Annotated in this window: 15 protein-coding genes and 1 pseudogene; 5 read left to right on the forward strand and 11 right to left on the reverse strand. The window is 63.3% G+C overall.

Translation table 11 applies throughout. The features are described from left to right. Window positions 1-238: 238 nt before the first annotated feature. Complete coding sequence (locus CAPP_RS10795) at window positions 239-1,942, reverse strand: acetolactate synthase large subunit (protein ID WP_353959215.1); 1,704 nt, start codon at window positions 1,940-1,942, stop codon at window positions 239-241. On the opposite strand from CAPP_RS10795, the pseudogene CAPP_RS10800 reads away from it, so the two are divergent. Beyond that, window positions 1,833-3,503, forward strand: a pseudogene (locus CAPP_RS10800) (heavy metal translocating P-type ATPase); the annotation flags it as partial. The gene CAPP_RS10795 and the pseudogene CAPP_RS10800 overlap by 110 nt on opposite strands. 53 nt (window positions 3,504-3,556) lie before the next feature. Continuing rightward, a complete protein-coding gene (locus CAPP_RS10805; RefSeq protein WP_076598314.1) occupies window positions 3,557-4,885 on the forward strand; it encodes an MFS transporter in 1,329 nt (442 codons plus the stop codon). Here CAPP_RS10805 and dnaB read toward each other — a convergent pair. The 8 genes from dnaB to CAPP_RS10845 form a co-directional block, all read right to left on the reverse strand. Further along, window positions 4,882-6,414, reverse strand: coding sequence for a replicative DNA helicase (dnaB, locus tag CAPP_RS10810; protein ID WP_234958687.1), 1,533 nt, complete (start codon window positions 6,412-6,414; stop codon window positions 4,882-4,884). The genes CAPP_RS10805 and dnaB overlap by 4 nt on opposite strands. A gap of 545 nt (window positions 6,415-6,959) precedes the next feature. After that, complete coding sequence (gene rplI / locus CAPP_RS10815) at window positions 6,960-7,412, reverse strand: 50S ribosomal protein L9 (protein ID WP_076598313.1); 453 nt, start codon at window positions 7,410-7,412, stop codon at window positions 6,960-6,962. Between the two features lie 48 nt (window positions 7,413-7,460). Then, the gene (locus CAPP_RS10820) at window positions 7,461-8,039 is read right to left on the reverse strand and encodes a single-stranded DNA-binding protein (RefSeq protein WP_076598312.1); all 579 of its coding nucleotides are present in this window, start codon (window positions 8,037-8,039) and stop codon (window positions 7,461-7,463) included. A gap of 143 nt (window positions 8,040-8,182) precedes the next feature. Further along, a complete protein-coding gene (gene rpsF, locus CAPP_RS10825) occupies window positions 8,183-8,473 on the reverse strand; it encodes a 30S ribosomal protein S6 (RefSeq protein WP_200803250.1) in 291 nt (96 codons plus the stop codon). Between the two features lie 153 nt (window positions 8,474-8,626). Then, window positions 8,627-9,076: a hypothetical protein gene (locus tag CAPP_RS10830; RefSeq protein WP_143313809.1), complete on the reverse strand. Its 450-nt coding sequence runs from the start codon at window positions 9,074-9,076 to the stop codon at window positions 8,627-8,629. A 210-nt stretch (window positions 9,077-9,286) separates the two neighbouring features. Beyond that, the gene (locus tag CAPP_RS10835) at window positions 9,287-10,723 is read right to left on the reverse strand and encodes a glycosyltransferase family 87 protein (RefSeq protein ID WP_234958699.1); all 1,437 of its coding nucleotides are present in this window, start codon (window positions 10,721-10,723) and stop codon (window positions 9,287-9,289) included. 124 nt (window positions 10,724-10,847) lie between these two features. Further along, window positions 10,848-13,268 (reverse strand): transglycosylase domain-containing protein, encoded by a 2,421-nt coding sequence (locus CAPP_RS10840; protein WP_076598307.1) that lies wholly within the window; start codon window positions 13,266-13,268, stop codon window positions 10,848-10,850. A gap of 28 nt (window positions 13,269-13,296) precedes the next feature. Next, window positions 13,297-13,689: a DUF5318 family protein gene (locus tag CAPP_RS10845; RefSeq protein WP_076598306.1), complete on the reverse strand. Its 393-nt coding sequence runs from the start codon at window positions 13,687-13,689 to the stop codon at window positions 13,297-13,299. Window positions 13,690-13,799: 110 nt separating this feature from the next. Between CAPP_RS10845 and CAPP_RS10850 the strand changes: the two genes are divergently transcribed. The 3 genes from CAPP_RS10850 to CAPP_RS10860 all read left to right on the forward strand — a co-directional run bounded on the left by CAPP_RS10850 (window position 13,800) and on the right by CAPP_RS10860 (window position 15,873). Continuing rightward, entirely contained in the window at window positions 13,800-14,261 is a 462-nt protein-coding gene (locus tag CAPP_RS10850) for a MarR family winged helix-turn-helix transcriptional regulator (protein WP_076598305.1), read from the forward strand. A gap of 93 nt (window positions 14,262-14,354) precedes the next feature. After that, window positions 14,355-15,317, forward strand: a complete 963-nt coding sequence (locus CAPP_RS10855) for a universal stress protein (RefSeq protein WP_076598304.1) — start codon at window positions 14,355-14,357, stop codon at window positions 15,315-15,317. 25 nt (window positions 15,318-15,342) lie between these two features. Then, window positions 15,343-15,873 (forward strand): hypothetical protein, encoded by a 531-nt coding sequence (locus CAPP_RS10860; protein ID WP_234958685.1) that lies wholly within the window; start codon window positions 15,343-15,345, stop codon window positions 15,871-15,873. Between the two features lie 16 nt (window positions 15,874-15,889). Here the strand turns inward: CAPP_RS10860 and trhO are convergent, their stop codons facing one another. Further along, window positions 15,890-16,765 (reverse strand): oxygen-dependent tRNA uridine(34) hydroxylase TrhO, encoded by an 876-nt coding sequence (gene trhO / locus CAPP_RS10865; RefSeq protein ID WP_076598303.1) that lies wholly within the window; start codon window positions 16,763-16,765, stop codon window positions 15,890-15,892. Window positions 16,766-16,775: 10 nt separating this feature from the next. Then, window positions 16,776-18,269 carry a DUF1846 domain-containing protein gene (locus tag CAPP_RS10870; RefSeq protein WP_076598302.1) on the reverse strand — a complete coding sequence of 498 codons (1,494 nt, stop codon included), beginning with the start codon at window positions 18,267-18,269 and terminating at the stop codon, window positions 16,776-16,778. Window positions 18,270-18,375 lie beyond the last annotated feature (106 nt).

Here is an 18,375-nt window from a genome sequence, read left to right on the forward strand (position 1 = left end):
CGCTGAATCAGGAAACTGAGCTACGCAGGACGGACCAAGCGTCCTTACTTCTCTCCGCCTCGCGCCCGTGGCTTGGTGTTCGCGGTGGTGCCTTACTGGGGGTCTACTCGGTGATGCTCCAGCACGCCCTCAATACCGAACAGTCGGTCAGGCATAAGCCTGGCGACGGGTGCGACCATCACGTTGATCAGGCGCGACACTGAGGGGCTAGGTGCCATCTCATCCCATGGGCACCGACCTATGGCACACGGGTTTCCGTGGTGTTCCCTGGGATAGCGGATCGGTGTTGGAGTTCCTCGATGAGGACGCGGGTGTTCTCGGAGTAGTCCACTGGGACGTGGATGAGCTGCACTCCGCCCTGAGTGAATGCGTCTTCCAGGGCGGGGCCAAGCTGCGCCGCTTCGGTGACGTGGGTGCCGGTGGCGCCGTATGCCCTTGCGTAGGCGACGAAGTCAGGGTTGCCGAAGGTCATGCCATAGTCGGGGAACCCGTCGACAGCTTGTTTCCATCGGATCATGCCATAGGCGTGGTCATCGAGGATCACCACCACAAGGTTGAGGCCGAGGCGGACCGCGGTTTCGAGCTCTTGGCTGTTCATCATGAACCCGCCGTCGCCGCAGACGGCCATGACCCGACGGCTCGGGTACAAGTGTGCGGCGGTGATCGCCGAGGGCAGGCCGGCTCCCATAGTGGCCAGGGCGTTGTCGAGCAGGAGCGTGTTCGCTGTGGTGGTGCGGTAGTTGCGGGCGAACCAGATTTTGTACATGCCGTTATCGAGGGCGACGATGCCGTCATCGGGCATGACCTGGCGAACCTGATGCACGATGCGTTGCGGGGTGAGCCGGTCCTCGGTGGCCCGGTCGGCGACCTTTGCGAGGATGCGCTCACGCAGCGGCAGCAGCGCTCCGGCGTGCGGTACGCGGCCGGCGAGTTGTTCGGTGAGGGCGTGCAGGGTGTGGTGGAGATCACCGATGACTTCCAGTTGCGGGGTGTAGACCTCTTCGACGGTGGCAGGCTGGTAGTCGAGATGCACGACCCGCGGCCCGTCGGCTCGCATGATGAACGGGGGTTTCTCGACCGTGTCATGTCCGATGGTGACGATCACATCGGCCTGCTCGATGGCCTCGTGTAGGTAGTCGCCCTCGGTCAGTGCTGCGGTGCCCAGGTAGAGGTCGGTGCATCCGGAGACGGTGCCCTTGCCCATCTGGGTGGTGAAGAACGGAATCCGCGAGCGAGAGATGAACTCGGTCAGCGCCTGGGTGCATCGCGGTCGTGCGGCGGCAGCGCCGAGCATGATCAACGGACGCTTGGCTCCCGAGATCACCTCGACGGCGGCGTTGATCGCCTCGGTGCTGGCCGTGGGCAGGACCGGGTGAGCGGGCTCGGCCAGGTCCAGGCGGGGCGTGGTGGTGGCGGCGATGTCTTCGGGTAGCTCCAGGTGCACCGGGCCGGGCCGTTCAGCTTGTGCGACGCGGAAGGCTTCACGGACCAGTGTCGGGATGGAGGCGGGCGAGACGATCTGCTGGGTCATCTTGGTCAACGGCTTCATCGCCGCGATCGTGTCCACGATCTGGAAGCGTGCCTGCGCGGCGGTGAGGATGCCTTTCTGTGCGGTGATCATGACCATCGGCATCGCCCCGAGCAGCGCATAGGCCGCGCCGGTGGACAGGTTCAGGGCACCGGGGCCCAGCGTGGTCAGGCACACCCCTGGTCGGCCGGTGAGGCGCCCGTGGGTGGCGGCCATGAAGGCGGCGGCCTGCTCGTGACGGGTCAGGACCAGTTCGATGCTGGAGCGGCGGATCGCGTCGAGCAGATCGAGGTTCTCTTCGCCGGGCAGTCCGAAGATGCGATCAACACCTTCGTTCTCCAGTCCTGCGACCAGCAGATCGGCTGCGGTGAAAGTGGTGGTCGTGATGGCGGTGGCCTCCGTGTCTCCTCGAATCGGTCAGGTCAGCTGCAGCGTGGTGAGGCAGGTAGCCTTAGCCACTCGGCACACCACACTTGTACACACCTTGAACAACACATTGCAACGAATATTTACGAACACCATCCCGGTCCCAGTCTCGCAGCTGGTCGCGGGCGACCAGTTCGTGGTGCGCCCGGGCGAGAAGATCGCCACGGACGGCCGGGTCATCTCCGGGCACTCGGCGGTGGACAACTCGATGCTCACCGGCGAATCCGTCCCTGTCGAGGTCACCGAGGGCGACACCGTCACCGGAGCAACGGTGAACCAGACTGGCCGTCTCGTTGTCGAGGCGACACGCGTCGGCGCGGAGACCACCCTGTCGCGCATGAGCGAGCTGGTGCGGCAGGCGCAGGCGGGGCAGGCGCCCGTCGAGAAGCTTGTGGACCGCATCTCGCGCGTCTTCGTCCCTACCATTATCGCGGTCGCTCTGGTAACGCTGGCCGTGCACCTTCTGCTCGGACACCCGGCCCCGCAGGCGTTCTCCGCGGCGGTGGCAGTGCTGATCATTGCGTGCCCGTGCGCGCTGGGGCTGGCGACACCGACGGCGATCCTCGTCGGCACCGGGCGCGGCGCACAAATGGGCCTGCTGATCAAGGGCCCGGAGATCCTCGAATCGACCCGGCGCGTGGACACGATCGTGCTGGACAAGACCGGCACGGTCACCACCGGCGAAATGACAGTGTCCAACGTTGAGCCTGCGAAGGGCTTCACAGCCGAGGAAGTGCTCGCGCTCGCCGCTGCTGTGGAATCCGGGTCCGAGCACCCCATCGCTCGGGCGATCGTCGCTGCGGGCGCTGACGTGCAGGTTCCGGAGGCCACCGACTTTGCAAGCACGCCAGGTCAGGGCGTCCAGGCGCTTGTCGACGGCTTCCCTGTCACCGTCTCCCGCGGCACCGGCGACCGGGCCCGGGCGCTGGAGAATGACGGTGCCACTGCGGTGTCCGTGACCGTCGACGGGGCTGATGCCGGCGTGATCGCGGTGCGCGACACCGTGAAGGAGACCTCCGCGCAGGCAATCGCGGACCTGCGCGATCTGGGGCTCACCCCGCACCTGCTCACCGGCGACAACCCCGGTGCCGCCCGAGCAGCGGCCGAGGCCGTCGGGATCGACACGGAGAATGTGACGGCGTCGGTGATGCCGGAGGAGAAGGTGGATGTCGTCGATAAGCTGCGCACTGACGGCAAAGTTGTCGCGATGGTCGGCGACGGCGTGAACGACGCTGCCGCTCTGGCCACCGCCGACCTGGGACTGGCCATGGGCTCCGGCACGGACGTCGCGATTGAAGCTGCCGACATCACCCTGATGGGCGACGACCTGCGGTCCGCCGCCGACGCCATCCGGCTCTCGCGCGCGACGCTGCGCACGATCAAGGGCAATTTGTTCTGGGCGTTCGCGTACAACGTGATCCTCGTGCCCGTGGCCGCGTTCGGGCTGCTCAATCCAATGCTGGCGGGCATCGCCATGGCTTTTTCGTCTGTGTTCGTCGTGACCAATTCGCTGCGTCTGAACCGTTTCCGGGCGGGAAGTTCTGAATAGATATCGCTCGCCCGCTTCTGTATCCCGATTGATGCTGGCTACTATTTCGGTGCATGAGCACCACTGCCAGCACAAATGCATTGTCCCGGAACGAGCGGCTCGACCGACTCCCCGTCACCGGCAAGCACAAACGCCTGCTCGTCGGCTCGGGCATCGGGTGGGCGCTCGACGCGATGGATGTCGGGCTGGTGTCGTTCATCATCGCGGCGCTGGCTGTGCACTGGGACCTGGATAAGTCCACGACCTCCTGGATCGCGTCGATCGGCTTTATCGGCATGGCCATCGGCGCCTCTCTCGGCGGTCTGCTCGCGGACAAGATCGGCCGCCGCCAGGTCTTCGCCGCGACGCTGCTGCTCTACGGCCTAGCCACGGGCGCATCCGCGCTGGCCTGGTCGGTCGGCGCGCTGATGATCTTCCGCTTCCTCGTCGGGCTCGGCTTGGGCGCGGAACTGCCCGTGGCGTCGACTCTGATCAGCGAGTTCTCCCCGCGCAAGGTCCGCGGTCGCATGGTCGTGCTGCTCGAAGCTTTCTGGGCGGTCGGCTGGATCTTGGCCGCCGTCATCGGCACCTTCGTCGTCTCCCAGGGCGAGACCGGCTGGCGGTGGGGCTTCGCGCTCGGCGCTGTTCCTGCGGTGTACGCCATCTATGTGCGCCTCGGGCTACCGGAATCGGTGCGCTACCTCGAAACGGCCGGACGACACGACGAAGCCGAAGAAATTGTCCGGTCCTTCGAATCCGCCGCCGACCCGGCGAAGATCGACCACTCCCCCGCCCCTGCTGCCACCGACGACGATGTCCGCGGCGGGATTTGGAGCCCGGCACTGCGTCGCCGCACCGCAGCATTCTGGGCAGTGTGGTTCGGTGTCTCCCTGTCCTACTATGGCGCTTTTATCTGGATCCCGTCGCTGCTGGTCGACCAGGGCTTCACCCTGGTGCGCTCGTTCACCTTCACGTTGATCATCACGGTCGCGCAGCTGCCCGGGTACGCCGCCGCCGGCTGGTTGATCGAGGTCTGGGGCCGCCGTATCACCTTGTCCGTATTCCTCGCCGGCTCCGCTCTAGCCGCCGTGCTCTACGGGTTCGCCGCCGTACCGTGGCAGATCATCGCCGCCGGCTGCCTGCTGTCATTCTTCAATCTCGGCGCCTGGGGCGCGCTCTACGCAATCGGCCCGGAGCTCTACCCCACCGCGATCCGCGCGACCGGTACCGGCGCTGGCGCCGCCTTCGGCCGGATCGGCTCCATCATCGCGCCGCTGATCGTCCCGCCGGTGCTGAATTTTGGCGGTCCGTCGGCGGTATTCTGCGTCTTCGCCGCCGCATTCGCTCTGGCTTGTATCGCGGCATTCACACTGCCGGAGCAGCGCGGTAAGGCGTTGAGCTAACCGCGCGCCATGTTGACGAAGCGCGAGTAGTGCAACTGGTGCGCCACGGCGACGGTGTCGATCGGGCCGCCACGGTGCTTCGCGATGATGATGTCCGCCTCACCCGCGCGCTCGTTGTCGCGGTCCTGCGAGTCCGGGCGGTACAAGAGCATGACGATATCGGCGTCCTGCTCGAGCGAGCCGGACTCACGCAGGTCAGCGAGTTGCGGCCGCTTGTCGGTACGGGCCTCCGGACCACGGTTGAGCTGAGAGATCGCGATGACCGGAACCTCTAGCTCCTTGGCCAGCAACTTGAGCTGGCGGGAGAAGTCCGACACCTCCTGCTGGCGTGATTCGACCTTGCGGCCGGAGCTCATCAGCTGCAGGTAGTCGAGCACCACAAGATCTAGGCCGTGCTGCTGCTTCAAACGGCGGGCCTTGGACCGGATCTCCATCATGGTCAGATTCGGAGAATCATCGACGAAGATCGGCGCCGCCTGGATCTCGCGGAGACGTTGGGTGAGCTTCTCCCAGTCGGCTTCTTCCATCTGGCCGGAACGCATCGCCGCCAGCTTGATCTCGGTCTCGGCGGAGAGCAGACGCATGACGATCTCGGAGGCACTCATCTCTAACGAGAAGATGACCGACGTCAGTCCGTTGTGGATAGAGCACGAGCGCACGAAATCCATGGCCAAGGTCGACTTACCCACACCGGGACGCGCAGCGATAATGATCATCTGACCGGCGTGCAGGCCATTGGTCAGGCGGTCCAAATCGATAAAGCCGGTGGGCACACCTGCTGCCAAGCCGCCTTCCTTCTCGTAGGCGGCGAGCTCGTCCACGGTGGGCTTGAGCAGGTCAGCGAGCGCACGGTAGTCCTCGCCTGTCTTCTGCTGGGCGACCGCGAAGACTTCCTGTTGCGCACGGTCGACGAGATTCTCGATTTCCATGCCTTCGGCGCCGTCGTAACCGAGCTGGGCGACGCGGGTGCCGGCATCTACCAGCTGGCGGAGCGTCGACTTCTCCCCCACGATGTCCGCGTAGTAGCGGGCGTTCGCCGAGGTGGGCACCTCGGAAATCAGCGTGTGCAGGTACGGTGCGCCGCCCGCACGCTCCAGCTGGTTTAAGCGGTCCAGGCGGCCGCTGACAATCAGCACGTCCACCTCGGAGCCTTGTGAGTACAGATCCAGAATCGCCTGATAGATCAGCTGGTGCGCCGGGAAGTAGAAGTCCTCCACCCGCAGTAGCTCACTGACGTCGATGACCGTGTTCGGACTGAGCAGCATCGCACCGAGCACACCCTGTTCGGCTTTCCGGTCATGCGGAGGCTGACGGTATTCGCTCAGATCATCTCGGTCCTGCGAGAAGCCCTTTCCTCGGCTGTAGCGCGAAGAACCACCGGATCGCCCGGATCCACCCCGGTAGTCCTCCGGCGGCCCGTCGGTGGGTTCCGGCGGCAGAGGCACTGCTTCATCGGCGAAGCTGTCGCCCCCGTTGGGGGTGTCCTGCGACGAGTTTCCCTCAGATGTTCCCGCTGTACCCGATGCCATATTCTCCCGCTCCTTACACGTTGTCAGGTCGTGTGAGATGTTACCTGCCAGGGTGAACCACACCCGCGTCTAGCAGCTCTTTTAAACACCCCCCAACAAAGTTATCCACAGCCCCATGTGGACAACTTCCACAAAGCCCTCGACCTATTTCACACCCCCGCAGCCTTCCTTGTGGATAACTTGTGGATAACTTCTGTAGCTATCCCCATTCAGCGCGTAAGATGCAGCTGAACAGGCTTTTATTCAGACCACAGAACCATCACGTCCGGTGAATAACTTCACAACCTGCGGGTTTGACAACAGGAAAATCAGCCTCATAATCATCGCGACCCGGTGTAATTTACGCATAGTTTTGCGCTGTGAACTGCAGCTTTTCCACCGGTTATCCACAACGTCTGTACGCAACCGCAGGTCAGCGCCGAAGAAGAAAATCGTTCAAAAGCCACGCAAAAAGAGCGTGGGCCCCACTCCTCACAAGTGGGACCCACGCTCAAAGCTGTTGTCATTGGATCGCGTCTGGCGCGATCGCCGCTAGGCGCAATTATTTATGCGCTAACGACCTCGAAGTTCACCTTGCCCTCCACGTCATCGTGGAGTCGGACCTTGACCTGGTAGCCGCCGGTGCTGGTCACGAGACCCTTCGGAACGTTGATGCGGCGTTTGTCCAAGTTCGGGCCACCTGCTGCTGCAACGGCATCAGCGATGTCGGCCGGCTTGACCGAGCCGAAGATCTTGCCACTGTTGGAGGTACGCACCTTGACGGTGACGCCCTGCAGCTGGTCGAGCTGGTCACGCAGTTCCTTTGCGTGGTCCAGGTCGCGCACTTCGCGCTCCTGCTGGGTGCGCTTAATGTCTTCAATCTGCTTCTCAGCACCGCGGGTGGCCACGATGGCCAGGCCGCGCGGAAGCAGAAGGTTACGTCCGTAGCCGTCCTTGACCTCGACAATGTCGCCGGGTTCACCAAGGTTCTCAACGGCAGCGGTGAGGATCAGTTTCATAATCCTGACCTTTCCTTCTGAAAGTTGATGGTGTTTTGTCGATGTGTTTTAGAACGGGGGCTCGTCGTCCATGCCGCCGAAGCCGCCGGCAGGGGGTGCAGAGTTCCACGGGTCGTTGGCGGGCTGGTTGTTCTGCTGGCTGCCCTGGTTGGACGGACCAGACTGACCTCCGCCTTGGTTGCCGCCGCCACCGAATCCACCGGTGGACTGGCCGCCGCCCTGGTTGCCGCCGAAACCTCCGCCGGAGCGACCGCCCTCACGCGGGTTCCGGTTCACGTTCGCGGTGGCGTACTTCAGGGACGGACCGACCTCGTCGGCCTCAACCTCGAATACCGTGCGGTTTTCGCCCTCACGGTTCTGGTAGGAGCGCTGCTTCAGGCGGCCGTTGACAATCACGCGCATGCCCTTGGTCAGCGACTCCGCAACGTTTTCCGCGGCCTCACGCCACGCGTTGCAGGTCAGGAACAAAGCTTCGCCGTCTTCCCACTGGCCGGAATCGCGGTTGTACACGCGCGGGGTGGATGCGATGCGGAAATTCGCCACCGCAAGCCCCGTCGGGGTGAATCGCAGTTCCGGGTCAGCAACGAGGTTGCCTACGACAGTGATTGGGGTATCGCCTTGTGCCATTTTTCGTCCTTACCTTTTCGACCTTGTGAACAGTGTGCTGTATCGACGTTTATTGTCGTGTGCAAGCCAGTGTATAGCCCGCACCGAACACAGCCCGTGCGCTGGGGTTTTCACCTTCGCGCGCCGTTCTAAAAGTTCAGCGCTTACTTGTTGTCGGTGCGCAGAACCTTGGTGCGGATAACAGAGTCGTTCAGGTTCAGACGACGGTCGAATTCCTGCACGGTCTCCGACTCGCAGTCCAGAGTGACGACCGCGTAGACGCCTTCTTCCTTCTTGTCGATCGGGTATGCAAGACGACGCTTGCCCCACACATCGACGTTTTCCACCGTGCCGTTATCCTTGCGGACAATTTCAAGGTACTTGTCCAGGGACGGGGCAACAGTGCGTTCATCCTGACTCGGGTCGAGAATGATCATTACTTCGTAGTGACGCACGGACCTCATCACCTCCTATGGTCGTTTCATTGGTTTCGGCCACCGCCCTTGTGGCGATGGCAGGAGGGTCGTTGCGTCAAGCAACCAGTCCAGCGTACCGCAGGGATCGAGCGCGGAGAAATTGCTTATCGACGCCCCGCGTTGCCGTCTCTACTAGTCGTCCCGGTCAACATCGCGCACTAGTCCATCGGGGTCGACATCGATGTCGATGTCGCCGAACTCGATCTCCCAGTACCCGTCATCGTCCCATTCGATCTCGACGCCGCCCTCATTGTTGTTGGCTGCAGCGAGGACGCGCTCGACTTCTTCTGCGGAAACCCCTTCATCAGCCATCTCGGCTTCCGCTTTGCCGGTGTAGCCGGTCACTTCGGCTGGCAGGTCACCCTGTGCGCTGCCCGCGGCCTGCGACTGATCGTCTTGGTCATCAGCCTGGTCATCGTCACCGTCATCTGCCGCAGGAGTGGTCTCCGTGACCTGTTCGGTCACGGTCTCAGGGGCGGCAGAAGTTTCGGACGGAGCATCGTCGGCAGTGTCGCTACATGCGGCAAGAGAGACGGAAAGAGCAGGCACAGCGAAAATCGTCGTTAGTTTCTTCAGCCTCATGATTTCCACCGTACGTAGCCATGAAGATTCGTCAACGAAATCTTTGTTCTCCCTGGGCACACCGTGAATATTGTCCGTAAGGCTCGCCCGTGGAAACTTACTGGCCCGCGTTCGGCGCGGCGACGAAGACGGCCAGGAAGACCGGGACGAAGGTCATGAAGATGAATGCGGCGAGCCCGAGCCCGACGGACAACGCTGCGGGTTTGTTCTTCACGACTGTCCAGTAGCAGGCAGTGAAGAGACCGAATGCGACGAGGATGGAACAGATTCCGAGGATTGTGGTCGCGGTGAGACCCATGTGCGTTTCGCCTCCTCCCAATCAGCCGGGCTGGTCATGAGCGGGTCGCAGCCGAAGTGGGCGTCACGGACCTTGTCGCGGCGGCGGCCGCACATCTGTTGAACGACCAGCACCATAATCGCCACGATGAACGCGTCGCGGGCGATCACGATGATGTTGAGCGCCGCGCCAGGCAAGCCGAGGTTGTCGGTGCCCATCATGTGCCACATGAGGATCGGCCACACCATCATGTCCACGGTCATCCACGTCAGCAGCAGACGCCAATAGGGGAGTGCGAGGACGGCGGGTACGACCAGCCACAGGGAGTACTGGGGGCTCCACACCTTGTTGAACAGCAGGAAGAAGCCGATGATGAGCACCACCAGCTCGGCGATGCGCGGTTCCTGCGGGGCTTTCAGCCCCGCAACCAGGACGAACAGGCACCCCAGAAGGAAGAGCACGAGAGTCACCGCGTTGAGGATGACGGGAGCGCCCTCGCCGGAGTCGAATCCGGTCCATCCGGTCATGCGCGATATCACCGCGTAGATCGTGGTCCACTCCCAGCCGCGCTCAGTGTTGAGGCGCTGGAATTCGTGCCAGGAATCGTAATTGTGCAGCATGAGCGGAACATTGACCGCCATCCACGTCGCGGCGGCACCGACGGTCAGCTTCACCCACGGCATCATGTCGCGGCGGCGCAGGAAGACAACGAGGTACGCACCGAGCAGGAAAATCGGCCACATTTTGAACGCCGCTCCCGCTCCGATCAGCACGCCGGCCAGCCAGAACCGCTTGTTGCGCGCGGCCAGCATCGCGCCGACCGCGAATGCGATGGAGGGAATGTCCCAGTTGGTGAACGCGTGCACGATCAGCAGGGGAGAGGCCACCACGAGGATCGTGTCCCAGATGCGGTTGCCGGCCAGTTCCGCGACCATGCGCGCAGTGGCCACCCAGATCACGGCCATCACGAAGGCAGTCACGTACAAGTACCAGCCAGAGTCGGGCAAAAGCTTATCGACGACCGGATACGTCGTTCTGGCGATCCACCCCATCAAACCCTGGAACAGGCCGCCCAGGACCGGGTACTCCATGTACCGGGTGAGGTCGCCCTCCACCCACGAATAGTCGTAGACGAAACCGGGCTGGTCGAGCCCGCGCCCGCCGTAAAGCGGGACGATGTCGTTGTAGCAGAACGAGGTGTACTGGCGGTTTCCGTCCCAGTTGAGCTGCATCGCGCCGTCGACAAGCTTGCCGCGTGCGCAGTTCGATTTGGACAGCGCACCGAATGCGAGGAATGTCCACGCGACCGCGATGATCGCGCGCAGGGGAGTCCACCAGCGCCCGCGGCCGATCTGCGCGAACCGGCCCATCGGTCCGCCGAGTACGCGCACCACGCCCGCCGCCGCTGGCTCGGTGGAGGCCGGCTGGATACGGTCTGCCGGATCAGGCCAGCGCGCGCCGCTGTGCTGGGTGGCGTCCTGCTTCGTGGTCACGTTATCCGACCAGTTCGTCGATCAGGCCGCCGATGTCCACCTCTGGCTGGCGTTGCGCCGGCGGTGCCGGAGCAGGCGCGGGTGCCGGAGCAGGCGCGGGTGCCGGAGCTGGTGCAGGCGCTTCCGGCGCCGGCGCCGGTTCAGCCAGAGCCTCCGGTGCGGGCGCCTCCGCCGCGCCCCCCTGGCCGGTGCCCGTGCCCCCCTGGCCGGTGCCCGTGACGGTACCGTAGTCGTAGCTCTGGTAGCTCGGGGCGGTGCCACCGCCGTACTTACCGCCCGAGTACGGGTTGATACCCCAATTGATCGGCTTGGCCTCGGGGAACTGCTCGTACTCTTGGCCCTCGAGGACTCCGTCGAGAACGCCCTTCCAGATCGCGCCCGGGGACATGGAGCCGTACATGTTGCCGCCCCACTGGTTGAAGATGGGGGAGGTGTTGTCGGCGGTGCCCACCCATACGGCGACGGAGAGCTGCGGGGTGCCGCCGATCATCCAGGCGTCCTTGTTGTTGCCCGAATCGCCCATCTGTGCGGTACCGGTCTTAGCGATCGACGGGCGGCCGCCCGCCAAGGCCTTATTCGACCAGCCGGCGATCGGCTGCATCGCCTCGATGACGTTGTCGGCGACGTGGGCGTTGACGCGGCGCTCCTTGTACTCCGGGTCGAATTCGTAGAGCACCTCGCCGTCTGCGGTGGTGACCCGCTGGACGAAGTGGGGCGGGTGCCAGACGCCGCGGTTGGTCAGGGTGGCCACGCCGGTGGCCAGATCGATCACGCGGGACTGGTACTGGCCCAGGATGATGCCGTCGTACGGGGTCTCGCCGTTCTCGGTCAGCGTGTGCGGAATATTCGGCAACTCGCGGGCGACACCGAGGGCGTGCGCCATGTCGGCTGTGTCCAACGGGCCGTTGTCCAAATCGGACTGCATGCGGATGAACGAGGTGTTGTAGGATTTCTTCAACGCCTCAGCCAAGGTGGTCACGCCGCCGTAGACACCGGAGTTGTTGTCGATGGTCCGGTCGCCCACGGTGACCGGTGACGAGTCGTAGTACGCCGAGAGCGGAATACCCTGCTGAAGGGCGGCTGCCAGACCGAAGATCTTGAAGGCGGAACCGGTCTGCAGGCCGGCGTTGGCGTAGTCCCAACCACTGGGGTCGTCGCCGCCGTAGTAGCCCTTGATCGCGCCGGTGGCCGGGTCCATGGCCACAACGCCGGCGCGCGCGTCCTCCTGCAAGAGGCTGAGCTGCTCCTCGGAGGTCTTGAGCACCTGGTCCTGGGTGCGCTGGTCGATGGTGGTGGTGATCTGCAGACCGCGGTTGGTCACGTCGGCCTCGGTGATGCCCACCTGCTCGAGCTCAGCCATGACCTGGTTCTTGATTAGGCCGTTCGGGCCGGTCGCTTCGGTGTAGGCGGAGTAGCTTTGCGGGTCGCGGGTATCAGGGAATTTCGCGCCGGCGCGCTCCTCCGGGGTGATCGATCCCATGCCCACCATGCCGTCGAGCACATAGTTCCAGCGGTTCATCGACTCCTGCTCGTTATTCCACGGGTCGAGTTGGCTGGGCAGCTGAATCAGACCGGCGAGCACGGCGCCTTCCTCGAAGGTCAGTTCGGAGGCGGGTTTATCGAAGTAGGCGTTCGCCGCCGCCTGGATGCCGTAGGCGTTGCGCCCGAAGTAAATGGTGTTGAGGTAGCCGGCGAGGATTTCTTCCTTCGACCAATGGCGGGTCATCTTGATCGAGTAGACCAGCTCGTTGAACTTGCGCTGGTAGGAGCGCTCGTTGCCCACAATGGTGTTCTTCACGTACTGTTGCGTGATCGTGGAGCCGCCGCCGGCGGAATCATCGCCGGTCAACTGGCCGAGCACCGCGCGGCCGAAGCCGGTGAAAGAAAAGCCTGAGTTTTCCCAGAAGTCTCGGTCCTCTGCGGCCAAGACGGCGTCCTGGACATGCTCGGGCACCTCGTCGAGCGGGATCTGCTCGCGATTGCCCTCGGCGGGGACGATGCGTGCGAGCTGGGTTGCGCCGTCATTGGCGAAGATGGTGGACACCTGCGCTGTTTCCATCTCGCCCGGCTGCGGCAGGTCCGCTTGGGCGTACTTCACACCGAAGATGGTCAGCGGAACTGCCATGATCAGTACGAGCGCCAGGACGAAGGCCGCGAGCCACTGGCTCTTGCGGCTCTGCTCATTCTTCCCCGCGTTCTCCGCCGTGCGCTTGCCGGACGTGGCCTCCGTTTTAGCGGACGCTTTCGCAGTCGAACCAGCTCCAGCCTTGGATCCCGCCTTGGAATTGGCCTTGCTTGCGGTGTGGTTCTGCTTGCCTGCACCGCTGCGGGTTGCGTCGGTCTTCTTCGCGGTCTCGCGGCGCGGCGCATCCGGTTTCTTGCCGGAGCCGTTGCCGGACTCTTTATCTCGGTCTCGTGCCAATTGAAGTGTTCCTGCCTACTCGATTCCTCTAGGACAGAGTACTTCCTTGAGCGCCGAATGACGGAACCGGAACAGCTTCAGCGGTGCTCAAAAGATAGTTCCAGCGGCAGTTGCCGCAAACCTCGACGGTGTGGACGGTGAACGGGCCGGTTTCGTCGATAAGCTCCGCGATCTCTTCTTCGTTGCGTGCGGACCCGCAACGGCGGCCCAAGTTGTCTCCGTAGACCCATAAGACATTCCGCATTGTGGATTCACAGATGGGGCAGGGGCGGTCGGAGTCGACGCCGTGGTGTTCGCCCGCGGCGCGGAGGAGAAAGTCAGCGTCGCAGAGTTCGTCGCGGCTCTTCTTTCCTGCCCGAAATTCACGCACGGCAGTGCGCCTTTCCCATTCGTGGGAGACAATATGAACCAGTTTGAACATCGCGACCAGCGTACTCTCTGCGCGCCGTCAATGGGCACTTTCGATAATTCGGCGTAAAAGAATGCGCGCTAGCTTCTTTATTTCGTTGTTGAGCACCTACACTTGGTGGCATGTCACAGAACTCCGCCAAGGACGCGTATACAGTCGCTAAAGAAGTCCGTCCCTTTCTCACCAAGCTTTACGTCGCCTACTTCCGCATCGCCGAGGCGTCGGATATTACTGGCCCGCAGCTCTCCATCATGGAGCGTCTAATCGAGACGGGTCCGATGCGCATTAGCCAGCTCGCGCAGGAGGAAGGCATTCGCATGCCCACTGCGTCCAATACTTTGCACCAGCTTGAGCAGCGCGATCTCGTGCGTCGCGTCCGCGATGAAACCGACCGCCGCGGCGTCAAGGTCGAGATCACGAACAAGGGCATCAAGGAGCACAACCGTGTCGCGGAGGAGCGCACGAAGTACGTCGCTGAAATGGTGTCTACCCTCGACTCGGACTCGCTCGAACAGCTCAAGGCCGCCACCCCGGCGCTCGCAGAGCTGGCGCGCACCTACAACACGGGGAACCGTCCGGGGTAACTTGTGGCCCGTCCTAGAGGGGCGAATTGTCCGCACAGCGCGCTGACATATAAAATTAAAGCGTTGTTGGTCTTTCATTAACGCTTGCGCTATATGGACACATACCCCCTCACTCCGGAGCTCCTCCCGCATGTCGGCGAGGAGCGTCCTTTGCGCATCCTTGTCGGCTGGGACCAGTCGGGGGAAGAAGCGGTCGAGTTCGCCGCTTGGCTCGCGCGCACCACGAGTTGCAGTATTCGCGTCATCAGCACTGCTCCGCGCCCGTGGTCGTCGCTGCGCGGCAAAAAGAGCAAGAAATACAAGAAGTGGTTCAAACAGACCGAGGACAAGCGCGCCAGCTCAATCCGCCACGCACTCAAGCACCAGGTAGCGCGCGACGCTTGGGACGGTGAGTGGGCGGTCTTCCGCGACGGGGCACCGCGCCGCGAGCTAATTTCGGCTGAAGCTCAGCGCTTCAAGGCAGATCTTATTCTGCTCGGCTCGAAGTCCAAAGCGAAAAAGGGCCGTTTTTTGGCCACGTCCACCGCCGACGCGATGCTGCATTCTTCGCCCATCTCGGTCGGGATTTCCCCGCGCGCGGTGAAACTGTCCAAGAAAGGCATCACACGCGTCAATTACGCGTTTCTCGAGGAACGCACCGACGCCGCCGTCCGCGGAATCAAGGTCGCGGCGTCCGTCGCAATGCTCCTCGACGTCGACCTGCGCATCATGGCTTTCTCACCCAAGGAGACGTACAAGCACGAAGCGGAATTCAACGGCCAGTCGCAGCTTATCGACGAATGGAATGAATCCTCCCTCGCCCTGCTCGACCGAGCCCGCGACTGTGTCAGTGACACCGCCGCGCAGCTCGGAATCTCGGAGCCGAAGAACTTCGAGGTGGAGACCTGTGTCAGCGCCGGCGAGGGCTGGAAGTCCGTGGTCAATTCCCAGAAGTGGAAGAAGGGCGACATCCTCTTCCTCGATTCCCAGCCCACGGAGCGGGCGCGCGTACTGACCAACCCGCGAACTGAGGATTTCCTCACCCACGCACCGGTGCCCGTGGTCATTTTCCCGTAGTTCACCCGGGACTACACTGGCGGGCATGTCCTCCAGCACGCCGAACTCGAATTCCAATCCCCGCGCCGGGTTGCGCCGCGATGTGCCCGAGCACCCGGAGAACGATCTGCACGGCGCCGCGGACTACTACAACAAGGTGCCCCCGGAGCCGCGCAATTTCGACGAGCTCGCCGACCAGCCCGATCCCGCGGAACTCGATGCCCGCAACCGCGCCTCCACACGCCAGGCGGTCATTTTCGCCGTCGCCGCCGTGCTGGGTACGCTCTTGTTCGGCGGCATTCTGGCAGCCGTTGCCCGCCTTGCAGGCGGCCCGCTGTGCGAGGCGGGGGAGGCGGTGTGGCTGTGTAGCCCCGGCTGGCGCACCGCCTGGGCGCTGCTCGCCTCGATTCCGCCGGTGGTGGCGCTGTTAGCCTGCGCGGTGATCATGGTGCGCAAGCTCAACCGTTACGAGCGTTGGGTTCCGTGGATGGGCGTGTTCTGGATCCCACTCGTACCGTTCACCATGGCGTGGCTGATTCTCACCGTGGGCATTCTCGCCCGCGACGGCGTCTACTAGAGGCTTCTAGCGATCCCTAGCTGCACGCCGGGCAGTACGGGTTTTTCTCCCGGCACGCCTCGCAGCTGACGTACTGCTGGCGGCAGTGCGGCTCGTTGGCGCAGTTGTAATGCTGATTCGACGGTTCGCCGCAGTGCACGCAGTGGCCGACTTGGACGAAGTCCTCGTCGTTCTCCGGCCCGAATTCGGTGTGCATGCGCTTATCGAAGACGTACAGCGATCCCTCCCAGAGCCCCTGGTTCCCGAATTTCTCGCCGTACTGGACGATTCCGCCGTCGATCTGGTAGACCTCCTCGAAACCGCGGTTAATCATCAGCGAAGACAGGATCTCGCAGCGGATGCCGCCGGTGCAGTAGGAGATGACCGGCTTGTCCTTCATCCAGTCGTATTTGCCGGATTCAAGCTCCGCGATGAAATCGTGGGTAGTGTTCACGTCCGGGACGACCGCATTCTTGAATTTGCCGATCTCGGCTTCGTACGCGTTGCGCCCGTCGAAGAAGACCACGTCATCGCGGGAAGCCGCCAACTCGTTGACCTGCTCCGGCGAAAGGTGGGTGCCGCCGTCGACGACACCGCGGTCGTCGACACGCAATTCTTCCGGCGTGCCGAAGGAGACGATCTCGTCGCGCACCTTCACGCTGAGCTTTGGGAAGTCCTCCGCTCCGCCCTCGGACCACTTGAATTCTATGCCACAGAAGTACTCTTTCGTCTTGCGGACGTACGCCTTGCAGGCATCCATGTCGCCGCCGACGGTGCCGTTGATGCCGTCGGGGGAGATGATGATGCGACCGTTCAGCCCCAGACCTTCGCACAGATCGCGCTGCCACAGCCGGATCGCTTCCGGGTCCGAGATCGGGCGGAACTGGTAGTAGAGCAGGATTTTACTGGGCATGCACCCAAGTTTACCGCCGGTGGTACAGCGCCTTGCGCCAGTACTGGGGCTCCGTGGTGGCCTGCACGCCGAGGTTGCGGAAGATACCCTCGTCGACCGAGCCGAGAATCGTGGTGATGTGAGCATCGCAGCCGCGCAGCGACTGCAGTTGCTCCAGGGCGAGGCGCGCATTCTCGTCGGAATTAGCCGAGGCGGACAAAGCAATGAGCACCTCGTCGGTGTGGAGGCGCGGATTGCGCGAGCCGAGGTAGCGGGTCTTCAAGGTCTGGATCGGCTCAATCGAATCGGGGGAGAGTAGGTGCACGTCATCATCGATCCCCGCGAGCTTCTTCAGGGCGTTGAGCAACACCGCCGCCGACGGCCCGAGCAGGTCCGAGGTCTTGCCGGTGACGATCTCCCCGTCGGGCAGCTCGAGTGCCGCGCCCGGGTTGCCGGTGCGCTCCGCCACAGCGAGCGCCGGGCCGACGACCGGGCGGTGGTCCACCGTGATCCCCGCCTTGCGCATGACATTCGCCGCGCGGTCGGGAACAGCCGGGTCCACGTCGCCCCGGCGCGCATCCACCTGCGCGGCGAGGAAACGGCGGATGATCTCCTGGTTCGCGGCGTACCGGCAGGCCTTGTCGTCGGAAATGCAGTGGCCGGCCATATTCACGCCCATGTCGGTGGGGGACTGGTACGGCTCGGTTCCCGTCGCCTCGCGCAGCAGCGCTTTGAGCAGCGGGAAGACCTCGATATCTCGGTTGTAGGACGAGACCTGTTCGCCGTAGGCCGCCAGGTGGTACTGGTCGATGACGTTGATGTCGTCTAAGTCGACCGTCGCCGCCTCGTACGCGAGATTCACCGGGTGGGACAGCGGCAGGTTCCAGATCGGGAACGTCTCGAATTTAGCGTAGCCCGCGGGAATTCCACGTTGATTGTCCAGGTACACCTGGCTAAGGCACGTCGCGAGCTTGCCGGACCCGGGGCCCGGCGCGGTCATCACCACGACATCGCGGGAGATCTCGACATAGTCGTTGCGCCCGAAGCCGTCCTCGGAGACAATGCGCGAAATATCGTTCGGGTAACCCGGGATGATGTGGTGGAGGCTCACGGTCACACCGAGGCGCTCCAGCTTGTCACGGAACGCATCCGCCTGCTCAGTGCCGTTCTCGTACTGCGTGATCACCACATTGTCGACGAGGAAGCCACGTTCACGGAAGACGTCGATAAGCCTCAGGACCTCGTCTTCGTACGTGATGCCGAGGTCCGCGCGGACCTTTTGCCGCACGAGGTCGCCCGCCGCGACGCACACGACGATCTCGATCTCGTCCTTGATGCGCTCGAGCATCGCGATTTTATTGTCGGGCGTGAAGCCGGGCAGCACGCGGGAGGCGTGGTGGTCGTCGAAAAGCTTGCCGCCCATCTCGAGGTAGAGCTTCCCGCCAATCGCTTTTCGACGCTCCGAGATGTGCTCCGACTGCATGTCGATGTATTTCTCGCGGTCGAAACCGATTGTGTACACCATAATCCCGGCTAACTCCTTCGCGTCGATCTCTTGCGAGAATACGCGCGCGGGTGGAAACAGGTGAAGCGCACCACGCCCGGCGGGCATGATGCGCTCCTGTTCTTCA

Source organism: Corynebacterium appendicis CIP 107643 (assembly GCF_030408415.1).
Taxonomy (GTDB): Bacteria; Actinomycetota; Actinomycetes; order Mycobacteriales; family Mycobacteriaceae; genus Corynebacterium; species Corynebacterium appendicis.